The sequence below is a fragment of the Algoriphagus mannitolivorans DSM 15301 genome (assembly GCF_000429425.1).
Taxonomy (GTDB): domain Bacteria; phylum Bacteroidota; class Bacteroidia; order Cytophagales; family Cyclobacteriaceae; genus Algoriphagus; species Algoriphagus mannitolivorans.
In genome coordinates, this window is record NZ_AUBV01000007.1 from 99,696 (window position 1) to 115,321 (window position 15,626).

Annotated in this window: 16 protein-coding genes; 7 read left to right on the forward strand and 9 right to left on the reverse strand. The window is 41.2% G+C overall.

The window, feature by feature from the left end; genetic code table 11:
- Positions 1-21: 21 nt before the first annotated feature.
- The 4 genes from G458_RS0108610 to G458_RS0108625 are packed head-to-tail and all read right to left on the reverse strand — an operon-like array spanning position 22 to position 3,906.
- Positions 22-900: a 3-hydroxyacyl-CoA dehydrogenase gene (locus tag G458_RS0108610; protein WP_026951548.1), complete on the reverse strand. Its 879-nt coding sequence runs from the start codon at positions 898-900 to the stop codon at positions 22-24.
- A gap of 2 nt (positions 901-902) precedes the next feature.
- Positions 903-1,922 (reverse strand): phosphotransferase family protein, encoded by a 1,020-nt coding sequence (locus G458_RS20475; RefSeq protein ID WP_051287151.1) that lies wholly within the window; start codon positions 1,920-1,922, stop codon positions 903-905.
- Between the two features lie 7 nt (positions 1,923-1,929).
- Positions 1,930-3,129, reverse strand: a complete 1,200-nt coding sequence (locus G458_RS0108620; protein ID WP_051287153.1) for an acyl-CoA dehydrogenase family protein — start codon at positions 3,127-3,129, stop codon at positions 1,930-1,932.
- Positions 3,130-3,138: 9 nt separating this feature from the next.
- Positions 3,139-3,906, reverse strand: a complete 768-nt coding sequence (locus tag G458_RS0108625) for an SDR family NAD(P)-dependent oxidoreductase (RefSeq protein ID WP_026951550.1) — start codon at positions 3,904-3,906, stop codon at positions 3,139-3,141.
- Between the two features lie 101 nt (positions 3,907-4,007).
- On the opposite strand from G458_RS0108625, the gene G458_RS0108630 reads away from it, so the two are divergent.
- Together G458_RS0108630 and G458_RS0108635 are read left to right on the forward strand one after the other, a co-directional pair.
- Complete coding sequence (locus tag G458_RS0108630) at positions 4,008-4,979, forward strand: zinc-dependent alcohol dehydrogenase family protein (RefSeq protein ID WP_026951551.1); 972 nt, start codon at positions 4,008-4,010, stop codon at positions 4,977-4,979.
- 71 nt (positions 4,980-5,050) lie between these two features.
- Positions 5,051-5,473, forward strand: coding sequence for a hypothetical protein (locus tag G458_RS0108635; protein ID WP_026951552.1), 423 nt, complete (start codon positions 5,051-5,053; stop codon positions 5,471-5,473).
- Positions 5,474-5,520: 47 nt separating this feature from the next.
- Here G458_RS0108635 and G458_RS0108640 read toward each other — a convergent pair whose 3' ends face one another.
- Together G458_RS0108640 and tyrS are read right to left on the reverse strand one after the other, a co-directional pair.
- Positions 5,521-6,216 carry a TetR/AcrR family transcriptional regulator gene (locus tag G458_RS0108640; protein WP_026951553.1) on the reverse strand — a complete coding sequence of 232 codons (696 nt, stop codon included), beginning with the start codon at positions 6,214-6,216 and terminating at the stop codon, positions 5,521-5,523.
- Between the two features lie 138 nt (positions 6,217-6,354).
- Positions 6,355-7,647 (reverse strand): tyrosine--tRNA ligase, encoded by a 1,293-nt coding sequence (gene tyrS / locus G458_RS0108650; protein ID WP_026951554.1) that lies wholly within the window; start codon positions 7,645-7,647, stop codon positions 6,355-6,357.
- Positions 7,648-7,848: 201 nt separating this feature from the next.
- Between tyrS and G458_RS0108660 the strand changes: the two genes are divergently transcribed.
- A complete protein-coding gene (locus tag G458_RS0108660; RefSeq protein ID WP_245579260.1) occupies positions 7,849-11,043 on the forward strand; it encodes a S41 family peptidase in 3,195 nt (1,064 codons plus the stop codon).
- Positions 11,044-11,099: 56 nt separating this feature from the next.
- Here the strand turns inward: G458_RS0108660 and G458_RS0108665 are convergent, their stop codons facing one another.
- A complete protein-coding gene (locus G458_RS0108665; RefSeq protein ID WP_026951556.1) occupies positions 11,100-11,429 on the reverse strand; it encodes a BlaI/MecI/CopY family transcriptional regulator in 330 nt (109 codons plus the stop codon).
- A gap of 149 nt (positions 11,430-11,578) precedes the next feature.
- A complete protein-coding gene (locus G458_RS0108670; protein WP_026951557.1) occupies positions 11,579-12,328 on the reverse strand; it encodes an acyl-CoA desaturase in 750 nt (249 codons plus the stop codon).
- A gap of 140 nt (positions 12,329-12,468) precedes the next feature.
- Here G458_RS0108670 and G458_RS0108675 point away from each other — a divergent pair, with 140 nt between their 5' ends.
- Positions 12,469-12,831, forward strand: coding sequence for a phage holin family protein (locus G458_RS0108675; RefSeq protein ID WP_026951558.1), 363 nt, complete (start codon positions 12,469-12,471; stop codon positions 12,829-12,831).
- Here the strand turns inward: G458_RS0108675 and G458_RS0108680 are convergent.
- The gene (locus tag G458_RS0108680; RefSeq protein WP_026951559.1) at positions 12,812-13,258 is read right to left on the reverse strand and encodes an AlbA family DNA-binding domain-containing protein; all 447 of its coding nucleotides are present in this window, start codon (positions 13,256-13,258) and stop codon (positions 12,812-12,814) included. The two genes, G458_RS0108675 and G458_RS0108680, sit on opposite strands and share 20 nt — an antisense overlap.
- Before the next feature lie 85 nt (positions 13,259-13,343).
- Between G458_RS0108680 and G458_RS0108685 the strand changes: the two genes are divergently transcribed.
- The 3 genes from G458_RS0108685 to G458_RS20480 all read left to right on the forward strand — a co-directional run bounded on the left by G458_RS0108685 (position 13,344) and on the right by G458_RS20480 (position 15,582).
- Positions 13,344-13,901, forward strand: a complete 558-nt coding sequence (locus G458_RS0108685) for a hypothetical protein (protein ID WP_026951560.1) — start codon at positions 13,344-13,346, stop codon at positions 13,899-13,901.
- A 53-nt stretch (positions 13,902-13,954) separates the two neighbouring features.
- Positions 13,955-14,857: a histone deacetylase family protein gene (locus G458_RS0108690; RefSeq protein ID WP_026951561.1), complete on the forward strand. Its 903-nt coding sequence runs from the start codon at positions 13,955-13,957 to the stop codon at positions 14,855-14,857.
- 95 nt (positions 14,858-14,952) lie between these two features.
- Positions 14,953-15,582, forward strand: a complete 630-nt coding sequence (locus G458_RS20480; RefSeq protein WP_245579250.1) for an OmpH family outer membrane protein — start codon at positions 14,953-14,955, stop codon at positions 15,580-15,582.
- Positions 15,583-15,626 lie beyond the last annotated feature (44 nt).

The window sequence follows — 15,626 nt, forward strand, 5'->3', positions numbered from 1 at the left end:
AAGAAGAGAAAAGATTTGGATTTAATCACAGAATCCAGATTGTTTAAATTTTGGATTGGGATATTTATAAAACCCTTCGCCGGACTTTTCTCCCAATTTTCCCTGATCCAAATAAGACTTTAGAAGTTCCGCAAATGCTTGGGAAGCCTTGTCGGGTAAGTTATGAACTACATGCCAGGCGGTATCCAACCCGATTGAATCCATTATCCCAAATGGACCCATGGGCATATGAAAATTTACCATCCAAGACCGGTCTATGTCTTCAATGGAGGCAATCTCTTTCGTCAAAAGTTTACCCGCAGCTCCAAGTAATGCCAAAAGCATGGCATTGAAAATATAGCCTTGGTTTTCCTTTTTGACCAAAACGGGGACCTGATTCAACTTCCTGCCCAATTTTTCCAACATGGGGATCATGGAGGGATCTGTCGATGGATGAGGCATGATATCCACCACTCTGGAATAAAAAACGTCATGAAAATGAAAGGCGCAAAACTTATCGGGTCTTCCAGTGGCCTCAGCAAGCATAGAAGGCAGGAGGTAAGAGGTGTTGGTGGTAAACCAAGTCTTTTCAGGAGCCAAATCTCCAATTTGCTTCCAAACCTGAATTTTGATATCCATTTCTTCAGTGACACTTTCATTGATGATGTCGGCATTTTCCACTGCTTTCTGAGGAGAAGTGGTGAACTGAATTTGATTCAAAATCTCGCTGGTTTCGGGCAAATCGTCATTTCCCGATTTTCTAAGCTGGTGAAGAATCTTCTGCATGGTCACTTTGGACTGCTCCAATCCTGTGGCAGAAATATCATACACACTTACCTCAAAGCCTGAAATAGCGGCTTGAAGTGCCACTCTTGTTCCTAATGTTCCTGCTCCAAGGATGCAGATTTTGTTGATTTCCATGCTTATATTTTTCCGGTTTTGATCGATTTTTCTGCTTTTTGAGAGGCTGCTTTTACTACATAGATCAAAGCCCCGAACCTTTGATCCTGTGTGTATCCTTGGACGAATCGCTTGTATATCTGCTGTGCAATGACGGCTACTTTGAACAATCCAAAAACGTAATAGAACAAAATGTCCTTCAAATCCAATTCACTATGTTGGCCATAAAAGTCTATAACCTCTTCTCGTGTCATATTACCGGGCAGGTGGGTGAGATTAAATTGCTTCAGTATGTCAGAATCGTTTTCCTCAGCCCAGTAGGCTAGGGTGGTTCCCAAGTCCATCAAGGGATCCCCCACAGTTGCCATTTCCCAATCCAAAACAGCTTTGATTTGATCAAGCTGACTTGTATTCAAGACCAAATTATCGTACTTGAAGTCATTGTGGATAAAGCCTGTATTTTCCCGCTGAGGAATGTTTTCCTTGATCCATAACGCAGCCTTCTCCATTTCGGGAATTTCATCGGTCTTTGCCTTAAAATAGCGCTCGATCCAACCTTCCACTTGCCTCAAGACGTAACCTTGGGGTTTTCCTAATTGAATCAAGCCTGTCTTTTCAAGATCAAGCTGATGGAGCTGGAGTAGAGTGAGAATGCTGTTTTCGGAAAGCTTTCTTGCAGTTTCCTCGTTAAAAATTACCCCTGAAGGTACTTTGTTTCTCAGTACAGTACCTTCCACAAATTCCATCAGAAAAAATGGCGCTCCCAAAATTTCCTCATTTTCTTCAAAAAAAACTGGATTAGGGATTTTGGTGTACCCGGCATTTTTGAGGGACTCCAATACTTTGAATTCCCTGCCCATATCATGTGCTTTGGACACTGTATTTCCCACTGGCGGTCTTCGAAGAGCATATTTTCCCGCTGGAGTGTTCAACAAGTAAGTTAAATTGGAAAAGCCTCCGCTTAGGGGAGAAATCTGTATTTTCTGAGGATCCCAGGTATATTTTGATCTGAAATAGTCTTTCAGTTTGGAAAAATCTTGCATGTCCGGCTTACTTATATTTTTTCAAAATACTTTTTGCCAGAGCAGCTTTGTGAACCTCGTCTGGACCATCGTAGATTCTGGCACCTCTTTCATGTCTGTACCAAAAAGAAAGCAAGGTGTCATCCGTGATGCCTAAAGCTCCATGAACTTGAATAGCCCTGTCAATTACCTTCATGAGGACATCCGCTACAAAAAACTTGATCATGGAGATTTCTTCCCGAACTGCTTTTGCACCGAGTTCCTGCATTTTGCCGGCTGTATTCATCACCATCAACCGGCTGGCCTGAATTTCAGCTCTGCTATCTGCGATCCAATTTTGAACACTCTGCATGTCTGCCAAGGATTTTCCAGGGTCCAATTCCCTATTGACAGCTCTTTGGCACATCATTCCAAAAACCCGCTCGCATATCCCAATCCAACGCATGCAATGGTGAATCCTTCCCGGTCCGAGCCTTTCTTGGGCAAGTGCAAATCCTTGACCTTCTTGACCAATCAAATTACCGATAGGAACTCGGCAGTCTTCAAACTTAACTTCGGCATGGGAAAGGTAGTCTTCTCCAGCTTCGCCCATGATGGGGATATTTCTCATTAGTTTGAATCCCGGATTTTCCAAAGGAACGATAATCATACTGGCTCGCTGATAGGGTGAGGAAGCCTCTGGATTGGTGACTGCCATCACAATGGTGAACTTGGCTCCATCAGCAGCTGTGGTAAACCACTTATGGCCATTGATAATGTATTCATCTCCCTCTTGGATGGCGGTAGTGGCTAAATGGATAGGGTTGCTTCCTGCCAAATTGGGCTCTGTCATGGCGAAGCATGATCTGATTTCACCTTTTTGAAGAGGTTGAAGCCAATTTTTCTTTTGGGCTGGGCTCCCAAATAAATGTAGCAACTCCATATTTCCGATATCCGGAGCTGCACAATTCATTACATAATGGCCAATAGGACTTTGACCCAGAATTTCAGATACTTGGGCAAACTGGACTAAATTCAAACCAAGGCCCCCTTCTTCTTGGGAAAGGTGTGGCACAAATAGGCCTTCGGTTTTGGCCTTTTCTCTGAGTTGAGAAAGGGTGGGTAAAAAAGACCGAAAAGGACCTTTGACCACGTCGAGATCTATAGGAAATAGTTCTGTTTCTACAAAGGCTTGATATTTTTCTAAAATAGAGGTAAAGGACTCAGGGGTGATGGAGGAGGAATTCATAAATCAAAATCAAATAGTAAATCCACCATCAGCAGTCAAAACAGCCCCAGTGGTGTAAGAGGAAGCCGCAGAGGCTAAGAACAAAGCCATCAAACCAATTTCATGGGAAGTACCAGCCCGTTTGATAGAGAGTTGGTTTAATACCATGTTCATTAATTTTTCGTTGGTCCAAATTGCTTCTGAAAATTTAGTCTGGATTAATCCGGGGCAGATGGCATTTACCCGGATTTTGGAGTCTCCCCATTCTTTTGCATAGACTTTGGTTAAAGAAATCAATGCTGATTTGGATACAGAATAGATCCCCAAACCATGTTCAGGAGATATTCCACCAATACTTGAAATGTTAATTACCGAAGCAGCTGCAGATTTTCTCAAATGCGGGTAACATAGTCTACAGAGTTCAAATGGTGCTTTGACATTCACATTCATGATTTTGTCAAATGCTTCTAGGCTAGTTTCGTGTACAGGCCCAAAAACCGGATTAGCAGCAGCGTTATTGACGAGTATGTCAATTGCGCCGTACTTTTCGATGGTTTTTTCCACCAATCCAGGGAGCTCTTCCATATGACTTACATTGCATGCGATTCCAGTCGCTTCATATCCTTTGGCCTTGAGTTGGGAAGCCATTTCATCAAGCGTTTCTTGCTTTCGGCTGCTGATGACGACTTTTGCTCCGGCTGCAGCAAAGACCTCTGCAATGCCGAATCCGATTCCTTTACTTGCACCTGTGATCAGGGCAACTTTATTATCCAGTGAAAAAACAGAAGATAAATCCATGTGTTTTGGTTTATATTACTCCCTTAAGTTAGGAAAATATAGTTTTGTCCAACGTAGATTTAAGGATGAATTATTGATTAATACTATTAAATAAATCCCCAATGAAAGAACTCATTTTTGAAAGTACCGGAATGCCACTTGAAGTTTTGAAACTCCAAGAAAGCCCCATTCCAAGTCCAAAGCCCCATGAGGTATTAATAAAAGTTACGGCTCGCAATATCAATCCTTCAGACCTGATGTTTATCCGGGGGATGTATGGAATTACCCCAAAATTGCCCAGCAGTGCAGGTTTTGAGGCTTGTGGTGTAGTAGAACAAGGTGATGAATCAGGTAAAGTAAAAGCTGGAACTAGAGTACTCTTCCTTGGAATAGGTACATGGAGAGAATTCGTTTGTGTACCCGCTGCGGGTGTTATTCCTGTGCCTCCACAAATGCCGGATGAAGTTGCCTGCCAAGCCTTTGTTAATCCGATGACGGCCTATGGGATGCTGTTGGAATCGGGCTTAAAGGAAGGGGATTGGTTATTGGTTACTGCCGGTGCTTCCGCTTTTGGAAAATTTGCCATTCAAATGGCAAAAGCCAAAGGCATCAAAGTGGCAGCCACTGTACGTCATGATTTTCAAAAGAAGATTCTGGAAGATTTGGGAGCTGATTTGGTGGTGAATTCGGATACCGAGAAAATCCAAAAAGTTATTCCGGAGAAAACCGAAGGCGGAGTTCACGTGATTTTCGATGCAGTCGGCGGAATGTTAGGCGCAAAAGCTTTAGCAAGTCTAAGACCCAAAGGAAAAATGATGGTTTTCGGAGCTTTGGCTCTTGAAAATATGCCGGTTAATAGCGGCTTGATGATTTTCAAGAATCTAAAAATTGAAGGTTTTTGGCTAAGCACATGGGTGGAAGAAATTTCTGAAGAAGTGCGCAAAAAAGCGTTTGCGACTGTTTTTGGTTTTCTGATGAATGAAAATTCCAAAGTAGATGTGGATGGTAAATTCACCTTGGAAAACTTCAGGGAAGCCATTCTTGCCTATGAAAAGCCCGGGCGCAATGGAAAAATCCTTTTGGTCAGTGAATAATCCCCATTTTGTTCGGGGAAAAATTTAGGATTAGCCATCTTTGCATTTCTAACCAAACAAACGAGTATTTCATGAATTGGGATAAACTGGACGAACAGCTTACCGAAATTGTCAAAAAGAGAAATCTTCTAAGCGAGATGGATTATAGCGATGAAAGCTATGATGATTTGGAGGAAGCGTTGCATGACTTGGAGGATGATTTCAATGAGGAATATGAAGAAATTTTCGAACCTCAATTGGAAAAAATTTACGCTAAGCTGAAGTCTGATACTGATATATTACTTCCTACAGCTTATTTGGCCAATAAGTACAAGGAAATGCTTCCGGATGCCAAAGGGATCGTGACCTATGAAGTAGTGGGCAATGAAGGAGTTCCAATCGAATCGGATGAATTAGGAAAAGTGGATATGAGGATTGTTTTAATTCCTAATCCCGCAAGATTTGTCCTCCTGATCAACGGAAATCCGCTAAAAGAGCTTTGGAAAAGTAGATAGCAATTAAAGAAAATAGGCTGTTCCAATGAACAGCCTATTTTTTTTACTCAAAACAAACTGGCTTGGACTATTTGTGGCTTACTTGCCTGCACGGTTCCTTTCAGCATATCCTGCATCAACTTGATGAATCCTGGTTGCCAGGATTCGGGACTGATTTTAAATTCTTTGTTTTCGTATTCTACCGGTCCACTCATTTTTTCAAAGCCAATAATCATGCTCCAGATTGTGAAAAAGGTGATTTCTGGCTGAAGTTCAGGCCGGATACTTCCGTCCTTGATGCCTTGAGAAACCATCTGTATGCCGATTCTTGCCGGCTCATGGTGAAGCTCCAATAGCTTATGGAAATGAATGGAATCCAAAACCAAAGGATCGATTTCGTTTCTGAGTTTTGGATTAGTGTATTTTTTCATCAAATCCAGAAAATGTAAGATTGCTTGGTAATAAACAGGCTGCTCTTTGGCAAAGGTCCAGATCCTTTGCACGAGATCGGTGATCATTTCCAGACCGCTTTTTCCCTTAGATCTGAAGGATTCCCGGAACTCTTCTTTGAATTGGTCGAAAGCTTTTTTGGTCAATGCCATGAAAAGGTCTTCCTTGTTTTTGTAATAGAAGTAGGTGAGTCCCTTACTGATTCCTGCTTTTTTGGCCACATCTTCCATTCGTGTGGCAGTGTATCCTTTTGAGGTGAAAAGTGAAACAGCTGCATCTAAGATCAGTTTTTCCTTATTTTTTTCTCCTGCCATGAGTTCGTTCTTTTTGTTGAAAAATGGAGATCAAAGATATTAAATCAAGGTCAATAAAAGGTATTGACCTCTGGCCAAAAAAAGTAAAAAAGGCCTCAAATTTAATTTTTGAGGCCTTTTCAATTGGATTTCAAGGGTTTATTTTACTTCCAAAATGAAATAATTTTTCTTTCCTTTTTGGATGAGCAAATACTTGTTTTGCAAGAGTCTGACATTCAGAGGAGCATTGGGATCACTGAGTTTTTCTTTATTGATACTGACGCCTCCGCCCTGGATCATCTTTCTTGCTTCCCCTTTGGAAGGGAAAATTTGGGCCTGGGTTTTTTCACCGAATAGATCCAGTGTATTTTCAATTCCGGCATATTCTTCCTTTGAAAGTTGAACTTGAGGAACTCCTTCAAACACTGCAAGGAAAGTTCGCTCATCCAAGGATTCCAAGTCTTCGGTAGAAGACTTTCCGAAGAGAATTTCTGAAGCCTTAACAGCCATTTCATAGTCCTCTTTGCTGTGAACCATGGTAGTAACCTCTTTCGCGATCTCCTTTTGAAGCAATCTCAAATGGGGGGCTTGAGCATGTTCTACTTCCAAGTTTTCTATGGTTTTTTGATCTAAAACCGTGAAAATCCGGATGTATTTGGAAGCATCCTCATCGGAAACATTTAGCCAAAACTGGTAAAATGCATAGGGAGAAGTTTTCTCTGGATCCAGCCATACAGATCCACTTTCTGTCTTACCAAACTTGGTCCCGTCTGCTTTGGTAATCAATGGAACAGTCAGAGCATAAGCACTTCCTCCACCCATCCTTCTGATTAATTCAGTTCCAGTGACGATGTTACCCCATTGATCCGAACCGCCAAGCTGAACGGTGCAGTTCATGTTTTTCCACAAATGGAAAAAGTCATATCCCTGAATAAGCTGGTAGCTGAATTCCGTGAATGAAAGCCCGTTTCCATCTTCCAAACGTCTTTTGACACTATCCTTGGACATCATGTAATTGACGGTGATGTGTTTGCCTACATCCCGGATAAATTCCAAAAAGGAAAACTGGGACATCCAGTCGTAATTATTGACCAATTCAGCTTTGTTGGATGATGCACCAGAAAAGTCCAGGAACTTGGAAAGCTGATTTTGAATACAGGCTACATTATGGTCAAGGGTAGCTTTGTCCAGCAGATTTCTTTCAGCAGACTTAAATGATGGATCTCCAATCATCCCAGTGGCACCTCCCACGAGCGCAAAAGGCTTATGTCCTGCCCGTTGAAAATGAAGGAGAGTCATCACACCGACGAGATGACCGATATGCAGAGAATCTGCCGTAGGATCAAATCCCAGATAGGCGGAAGCCATGCCTTTGGCAAGGTGTTCTTCTATCTCTGGAGTCATGTCCTGAAGCATTCCTCTCCATCTCAGTTCTTCTATAAATGAATTCATTGAAAAAGGGTCGATTTTAGTATGGCTGCAAATATAGGCTGAAGGAATAGAGTATGGAAATCAAAAGCCAATTTGGAGAAGTAGACTTTTGAGCCGTTTGTCAAAGCAAAAAACAATGACGCGAGATTTTTATTTACTTTGAGTTGAATCAATAAATACCCTATGAAAAAATATTTTCGAAGTTTTGCCTACGGGCTGGCTATGCTTTTGGGTTCGCAGGCTTTTGGACAAGCTGCCCCCAATTGGCTTCGGTACCCAGCGATCTCTCCAGATGGTTCTCAGATTGTTTTTACATACAAAGGAGACCTTTATTTGGTGGCCAGTTCAGGAGGCAAAGCCACCCAATTGACCTTTCATGAGGCGCATGATTTTAAGCCTGTCTGGTCTAAAGATGGGAGTCAGATTGCCTTTGCCTCAGACCGATATGGGAATTTTGATATTTTCATCATGAGTGCTGCCGGAGGTGAAGCGACTCGATTGACCTATCATTCCAATGATGAATTACCATATGATTTTACTTCAGATGGGGAAAAGGTCATTTTTGGTACTACTCGAATGGATATCGCTGAGCACCGTCAATATCCTACAGGTTCCCAGCCCGAACTCTACCAAGTTCCCAAAAAAGGTGGAAGAGTGGACCAGATTTGGACGATACCTGCAGAGTATGTCCAAACCAGTAAAGACGGCTCCAAAATGATCTACCACGATAAAAAAGGTGGAGAAAATGAATGGAGAAAACACCATCAATCTGGGATTGCACGGGATATTTGGATGTATGATGGGAAAACCAATACCCATACCATGCTGACAAAGTTTTATGGTGAAGACAGAAACCCGGTTTTTTCTCCTGATGAAACAGAGATATTTTATCTATCTGAGGAAAATGGCAGCTTCAATGTGTTTAGCATGTCCACCACGAACCCTGCACAAACTCAGGCTTTAACCAACTTTTCTAAGTTTCCAGTACGATTCCTCTCCATTGCTCAGAATGGAACGATGAGCTTCAGCTATGATGGGGAGTTGTACACTTTGAAAAAAGGAGGACAAGCCCAAAAGGTCCAAGTTTCGATCGCCACCCAGTCTATTTCCAATCCTGATAATTACATTTCCATCAATGGTGGAGTGGGAGAGATGGCCCTTTCCCCAGATGGAAAAGAAATTGCCTTCATTGCCAGAGGAGAGGTGTTTGTTACCTCAGTGGATGGTTCATTGACCAAAAGAATCACCAATACACCAGAGCAGGAACGATTTGTGGAATTTGCTCCTGATGGAAAATCTCTGATTTATGCTTCAGAGAGAAACAGTAAATGGCAGATCTATAAAGCCAGTAAGGTTCGTGCGGAAGAGCCTTTCTTCTTTGCTTCCACATTGATCAAAGAAGAGCCGCTGGTTTCTGTTTCCTCTGACGCCTACCTGCCTAAATTTTCACCTGACGGAAAAAAATTGGCCTATGTCGAAGGAAGACGCAGCTTGAAAGTTTTGGATCTGGCCACCAAAGCGACAGTGACTTTGATGGGGCCGGATCTTCTTTTTCACATGAGAGACGGAGATCAGTATTTTACCTGGAGTCCTGACAGTAAGTGGCTATTGGCGAGTTATCGGCCAACGATGACCAATTCTGAGGTGGTTCTTTTGGATGCCTCAGGAAAGGAAAAGATGCGAAAACTTACCCAAAGTGGCTATTCTGATGATAATGCCAAATGGATTAATGGAGGAAAACAAATGATATGGTTTTCCAATCGGGATGGTCTTAGAAGCTATGCGACGAGCGGAAGGATGGAAGAAGATGTTTATACGCTTTTCTTTGATCAAGAAGCTTGGGATAAATTTAGGTTAAGCAAAGAAGAGTTTGAGCTTTTGAAAGAAATCGAAAAAGCCAAAAAATCGGAAAAGGAAGAGGATAAGTCTAAAAGCGACAAGAGTGAAGTCAAAAAGGCGGAAGATATTAAGTTTAACTGGGACGGATTTGAGGATAGAAAAGCAAGATTGACGATTCATTCGTCCTTGATGGGGGATGCTGTTCTCTCAAAAGACGGAGAGAAATTATACTACCTAGCTCGCTTTGAGAAAGGAATGAATCTTTGGTCAACAGATCTTAGAACCAAAGACACCAAAATGGAAATTAGCCTGAATGCTAATTCTGGTAGACTGTTTTGGGACAAGGAGCAGAAAAATCTATTCTTACTTTCGGATGGATCTATCTCCAAAATCAATCCTGAGGGAATGAAAAAGGAAAACATAAAGATTTCCGGTGAAATGACCTTTGACCTCAATGCGGAAACGGCTCATTTGTTTGATCATGTTTGGTTGAGAACCAAAGGCATGTTTTATACTCCAGACATGCACGGGGTTGACTGGGAAGCCATAAGACCTGACTATGAGAAATACCTTCCTTCCATCGGCAATGGGTATGAATTCTCTGAGATGCTGTCCGAAATGATCGGAGAATTAAATGTGTCTCACGCAGGTGCAAGGTATTCCAGATCCATTCCGATGGCTGATGCCACTGCCTCTTTGGGTATTTTCCACGATTATGCCCACAAAGGAGACGGAATCAAAATAGTAGAAGTAATCAAAGGCGGACCTTTGGATAAAGCAGGAATTGAAGTTAAGCCGGGGATGATTATTGAAAGAATAGATGGTGAACTGGTGTCTTCAGGGGTTGATTTTGCAAAACTTCTGAACAGAAAGGCTGATAAATTCACTTTGGTGGAAGTCTTGGATCCTTCCAGCAATTCCCGAAAACAATACACGGTAAAACCAATTTCTTTAGGCGAAGAAGGACAATTGCTGTATAAGCGATGGGTCAAAAAAAACCAGGAAGAAGTTGAAAAGCTTAGTGGTGGAAAGCTTGGCTATGTACACATTCCAGGCATGAGCGATGGGCCTTACAGAAATGTATTGGAAGACATGCTTGGTAAGTATTATGAGAAAGCTGGAATTGTGGTAGATACTCGATTTAACGGTGGTGGTGACCTAGTTGCTGATTTGGCAATGTTTTTCACCGGGGAGGCTTTCTTGACTTATGCCACAGCAGATAAGGTAGTAGGTGGTGAGCCGACAGCCCGATGGACGAAGCCAACTCTCGCCATGTTTAATGAGGCCAACTATTCTGACGGCCACTGTTTTGCCTGTGGCTATACGGATCTTAATATTGGAAAGACCGTGGGAATGCCAACACCGGGAACTTGTTCCTTTGCAGGTTGGGAAGGGTTGCCCAACGGAATTCGTTGGGGTGCTGTGCCGATCTCAGCCAAAAATAAAGCCGGAGAATGGCTTGAAAACAACGAAACCAAGCCCCAATTTGAGATAAAAAATATGCCAGGAAAAATTGACAAAGGCATCGATCAGCAGCTTGAAAAGGCAGTAGAAGAACTATTAAAGGATATTCAGTAAAGCAAAAAACCCGGTCTAAAAGGCCGGGTTTTTTTGATTGCTTATCCACTTAGTATTTACTGATATTGTTTGGTATTCAAGGATTCGTCGTTCTTGAAGAATTGTGAAAGCTTCGAGAATGAGTTTTCAAAATACCCTTCGAGCATTCTTTTGATAATGAATGTTCGATACTCGTCTTTGGATACTATTGGAAAGTACTCATGGCTCTTGCCATAGGATTTGTGGCTCACAAAACCTTTCCGTTCAAGGATTCTCACAATCGTTGATACGGTGTTGTATGCTGGCTTTGGCTCTGTCATTGGGACAAGGATGTCTTTCACGAATCCTCTTTCGATATCCCAGAGGATTTGCATGATCTCCTCTTCTGCTCTAGTTAATGGTTTCATAAGGTGTTAAGTTTTAATTCGAAAGAAAATTATTGCTTTAGTTTCTGAATGCAAAGAAAAATTGAAAATATTTTAGGATTTAGTTCAAATTTTTTTTCTAGTCAAAGAAAAAGGCCTTAGAAATAAGGCCTTTATAATTTTTTTTGAAGTTAAGCAGTTCTCAATTTTATGATCCCCGTTGCATGGAGAAGCTTGACCACTGGATAGGTTGGATCAAATTCATACCATTTCACTGCGAAATTCGGACGGTTAGGTAGCTTATGATGGTTGTTTTGGAATAATTCACCCAACATCAACACATCCAAAAGAAGACTGTTTTTTGATTTATCGTTGTTGTCAAAGTTGGCATAGCCATACTTGTGTCCACTCCAGTTTACAATGGCACCATGTACCGGGCCCATCAGGAAATGAATTGGAAGCAAAAAGTACATCCACCAGTGTGTGCCGGGTAGGTCAAAAACCGTGATGCAAAGAACATAGATCAGTACATACAGCAATCCCCAGGCAACTCTCACCCCCATGCTATCAGCAAACCTGTCGAATGCCAACCAATCCGGGATATCTTTGGAAAACCTTTCTTCAGGCTTAAGCTTGAAGCTAAAGTAATCGTTGTAGATGTTTTTGGTTTTCCACATCATCGTAAACAGGTTTTCAGTGTGGTGTGGACTATGTGGATCCTTAGGTGTATCCGAATAGGCGTGGTGCATTCTGTGTAGGATAGCATAAGCTCTAGGGGATAAGTAAGAGCTTCCTTGCCAGATCCAAGTGAAGACGTAGAAGAATTTTTCCCAATACTTATTCATCACAAACATTTGATGAGCAGCATATCGGTGAAGGAAAAAACTTTGGCAAAACAGGGAGAAATACCAGTGTAATAGAAAGAAGATGATAATAATCACTCGGTTGATTGTTAAGTTTATAATACAAATATAAGACACCCGGGGAAATATACCTGTCATGGTTTACCCAAGCTTTGAAAATTACAACTGATTCATCTCAGGTTTTGATTGGTCGGGATATGCATTTATCTTTAATTCCTATGGAATCAAGAAATCAACCTACCTCTATTCTTACTAAAATCATTGTTGGAGGAATATCCATTTTAATCGCTGATTTGCTTCTTAAAGGAGTTGTATTGGACTCCTGGGTGACTGGATTTATTTTGGCAGGGGTAATTATTCTGATCAATTTCACGATTAAGCCCATTTTTATCATTCTGACCCTTCCTGTTACCCTGATCACCTTTGGCTTATTTTTGTTGGTAATCAATGCTTTAGTGGTGTTGATCGCTGCCTATTTTATTCCAGGGTTTTCTGTGGACGGATTTTGGTGGGCTTTGGGTTTCGCCATTGTATTGAGTTTAATCAATGGAATTTTTGGAGTCAATATGAATTCGAAATAGCCAAAGTTTGATCTTCGATTCTTTGGTATGCCTTTAATTCTCCCAATTTGCCTTTACAGTATACTTTGGAACCTGTAGAAGAAGCTACCTCTACTAATAGCAAATAAATGTCTTCATCATTTTCCAAGAGATTTTCAGAATCTTGGGTCCATTTGATCGGATAAAATGAAAGAGTGGCTTTTGGGGTACAAAATTCCTCATTGGCTGTTTCAACCATATATTTTTCCTCTTCGGGATCTACACCCACAATCCTTTTTTTATCGGATACCCCAATCAAAATCAGTCCACCGGCAGTGTTTGAAAATGCAGAAAGTGTTTTTGCGATTTTTTCTTTTGAAGTGATTTTTTGCTTGAAATCCAGATGTTTACCTTCCTTGGTTCGAATTAATTTTTTCACAAAATCTTCATTATATTTTGTCGAATTCATTTTATTAATTTATTTTCTTTCTGGAATCAGAAAATCGATTTTGACCTATAAGTACTGGTATTACAATTAACAAAAGTTTTTATATATGCAATTAGCAAATCCCGGGTTTGACCCGACAAAGATTGAAGAACTTCAGGCTGAATTAAAGAAGTCAGGGAAGACATTTAAGGTTGTGCCTGACCCAGGCAATTCGGAGGAGTTCGTCAACTTTCTTTTTATCGGCATGTTTGAAGGCAAGCCCGTGATCTACGATGCGGCGCTGTACACGCTAAGACTGCATCATTCTAGCGAAGTCTATGAACTTGCAGAGCATGAAGCAGCTAAGAAGTTCCCTAATTTCAAAGGGATTAATTATGAAGAAGACGAGGAGGGAAACCTTAAGCCGCTTTCAAGCGAAGAGGAGGAAATTGGTTGGTTTATTACCGAAATCATCATGGAGCTGGAAGATGAGGAAGCCGTAAAAGTTCAGGAATTTGTGGATATAGATACCAACCATGATTTCGGAATAGGACTCGATGCAGCTCTGAATGTAGAAGAAATCAATGAAAAAGTGATTAAGAAGTTCGTTCAGGAGTTCAACGATGATACTTTAGTTTTAGATGAAACTATGTATTCTTTCCAGACTGAGGAAGACGAAATCTAAATTGGATTCTAAACATTATCATTTGGCGCTGGTTAATAATCAGCGTTTTTTTTATGCTTAAGATTGCCTATTCACCTCTTTATTGCCATCCTTTGCCAGAAGGTCATCGATTCCCGATGGAAAAATACACCCTCCTCCCAGAGCAGCTTCTGTATGAAGGAACTATTCATCCTGAAAATCTTTTCGAGCCCGAGCCATTGGAAGAAAAATGGATTGTTAACACTCATTGCTCTGAATATTTCAAGAAGCTAAAAACTCTTTCTTTATCTAAAGCAGAAATTCGGGCAACTGGATTTCCTCTGAGTTCAGAATTGATTGACAGGGAAATATTAATCATGGGAGGCTCTGTCCAGGCGGGATTATTTGCTTTGGAGCACGGAATAGCATTTAATATTGCTGGAGGAACTCATCATGCATTTACGGATAGAGGAGAAGGTTTTTGTTTGTTGAATGACATAGCCATCACCAGTAATTATCTCCTAAATAACAACCTCTCCAATAGAGTATTGGTGGTGGACCTGGACGTTCATCAAGGCAACGGAACAGCCGAAATTTTTCAAAATGATCCAAGAGTCTTCACCTTTAGTATGCACGGTGCCAAAAACTATCCACATCGAAAAGAGAAATCCGACCTGGATATTGAGCTACCGGATGGATGTGGGGATGAATTTTACCTTTATTCTTTGGAAAATAGCCTGATAGAAGTTTTGAAAAGGTTTGAACCTGACTTTATTATCTATCAATCCGGAGTTGACCCCTTGAAATCCGACAAACTAGGCCGTCTGGGTTTGAGTATGGAAGGGATTCATCTCAGAGATAAAATGGTTTTGTCTTTAGCCAAACAACAAAATGTACCTGTTATGGGCTGTATGGGAGGAGGTTATTCTCCTCGTATTAAAGATGTGATTGATGCACATGCTCAGGTATATCGCTTAGCACAAGAAATGTATTTTTAAGCATTAACCATATTTAACGGCAGGAGAAAGTATCCCTCCTTGGAAAATCAATACTTTCTATATATTTGCGCCCTGTCAACCATAACGATTAAAAAGTGAAAAAAGGATTACTATTCGTCGGAATGCTGGGATTAGCTTCTGTATTCTTCTATTCTTGTGACCAAAAGACCTCCACAGAATCCACCACTTCAGCTGAATCAGGTGAGGGAATGTCTGCGGCAGATATGAAAGTGGCTTATGTTTACACAGATTCAGTGATCAACAAGTATGATTTCTTTAAGAAGAAGTCAGAAGAAATTACCGATAAGGGAAAAAGATTTGAAGGTGACCTTCAGTCGAGAGCCAGAGGCTTTGAGCAGGAAGTAGCTACTTTTCAGCAAACCGGAGGAAATATGACTCCAAACCAGCAGAGAGCAAAGCAAGAGGAATTGATGCAAAAGGAGCAAAACCTGATGACCTACAGAAATAACCTCATGCAGGAACTTTCTGCAGACGAGACCTCACTTTACAATGACGTTTATGAGCAAGTGCAGACATATTTGAAAGAATATGCTCAAGAGAACGGAATTGATCTGATATTGAGCTACACTCGTGGCGGTGCCATCTGGTATGCTACTGATGCTATCGATGTGACTCAATCAGTAGTGGAAGGATTGAACAAGAAATACAATGCGAATCCATCTGCTGTCAAACCAGCAGCTGCTGATTCTACCGCAAAAAAATAATTTCAAGAAGTTTCAGCTTCTAAAAACCCGGATTTTTCCGGGTT

Coding starts and splice junctions, on each gene's coding strand:
- G458_RS0108610 (WP_026951548.1), bottom strand. CDS start 900: ATGGAAATCAACAAAATCTGCATCCTTGGAGCAGGAACATTAGGAACA.
- G458_RS20475 (WP_051287151.1), bottom strand. CDS start 1,922: ATGCAAGATTTTTCCAAACTGAAAGACTATTTCAGATCAAAATATACC.
- G458_RS0108620 (WP_051287153.1), bottom strand. CDS start 3,129: ATGAATTCCTCCTCCATCACCCCTGAGTCCTTTACCTCTATTTTAGAA.
- G458_RS0108625 (WP_026951550.1), bottom strand. CDS start 3,906: ATGGATTTATCTTCTGTTTTTTCACTGGATAATAAAGTTGCCCTGATC.
- G458_RS0108630 (WP_026951551.1), top strand. CDS start 4,008: ATGAAAGAACTCATTTTTGAAAGTACCGGAATGCCACTTGAAGTTTTG.
- G458_RS0108635 (WP_026951552.1), top strand. CDS start 5,051: ATGAATTGGGATAAACTGGACGAACAGCTTACCGAAATTGTCAAAAAG.
- G458_RS0108640 (WP_026951553.1), bottom strand. CDS start 6,216: ATGGCAGGAGAAAAAAATAAGGAAAAACTGATCTTAGATGCAGCTGTT.
- tyrS (WP_026951554.1), bottom strand. CDS start 7,647: ATGAATTCATTTATAGAAGAACTGAGATGGAGAGGAATGCTTCAGGAC.
- G458_RS0108660 (WP_245579260.1), top strand. CDS start 7,849: ATGCTTTTGGGTTCGCAGGCTTTTGGACAAGCTGCCCCCAATTGGCTT.
- G458_RS0108665 (WP_026951556.1), bottom strand. CDS start 11,429: ATGAAACCATTAACTAGAGCAGAAGAGGAGATCATGCAAATCCTCTGG.
- G458_RS0108675 (WP_026951558.1), top strand. CDS start 12,469: ATGGAATCAAGAAATCAACCTACCTCTATTCTTACTAAAATCATTGTT.
- G458_RS0108680 (WP_026951559.1), bottom strand. CDS start 13,258: ATGAATTCGACAAAATATAATGAAGATTTTGTGAAAAAATTAATTCGA.
- G458_RS0108685 (WP_026951560.1), top strand. CDS start 13,344: ATGCAATTAGCAAATCCCGGGTTTGACCCGACAAAGATTGAAGAACTT.
- G458_RS0108690 (WP_026951561.1), top strand. CDS start 13,955: ATGCTTAAGATTGCCTATTCACCTCTTTATTGCCATCCTTTGCCAGAA.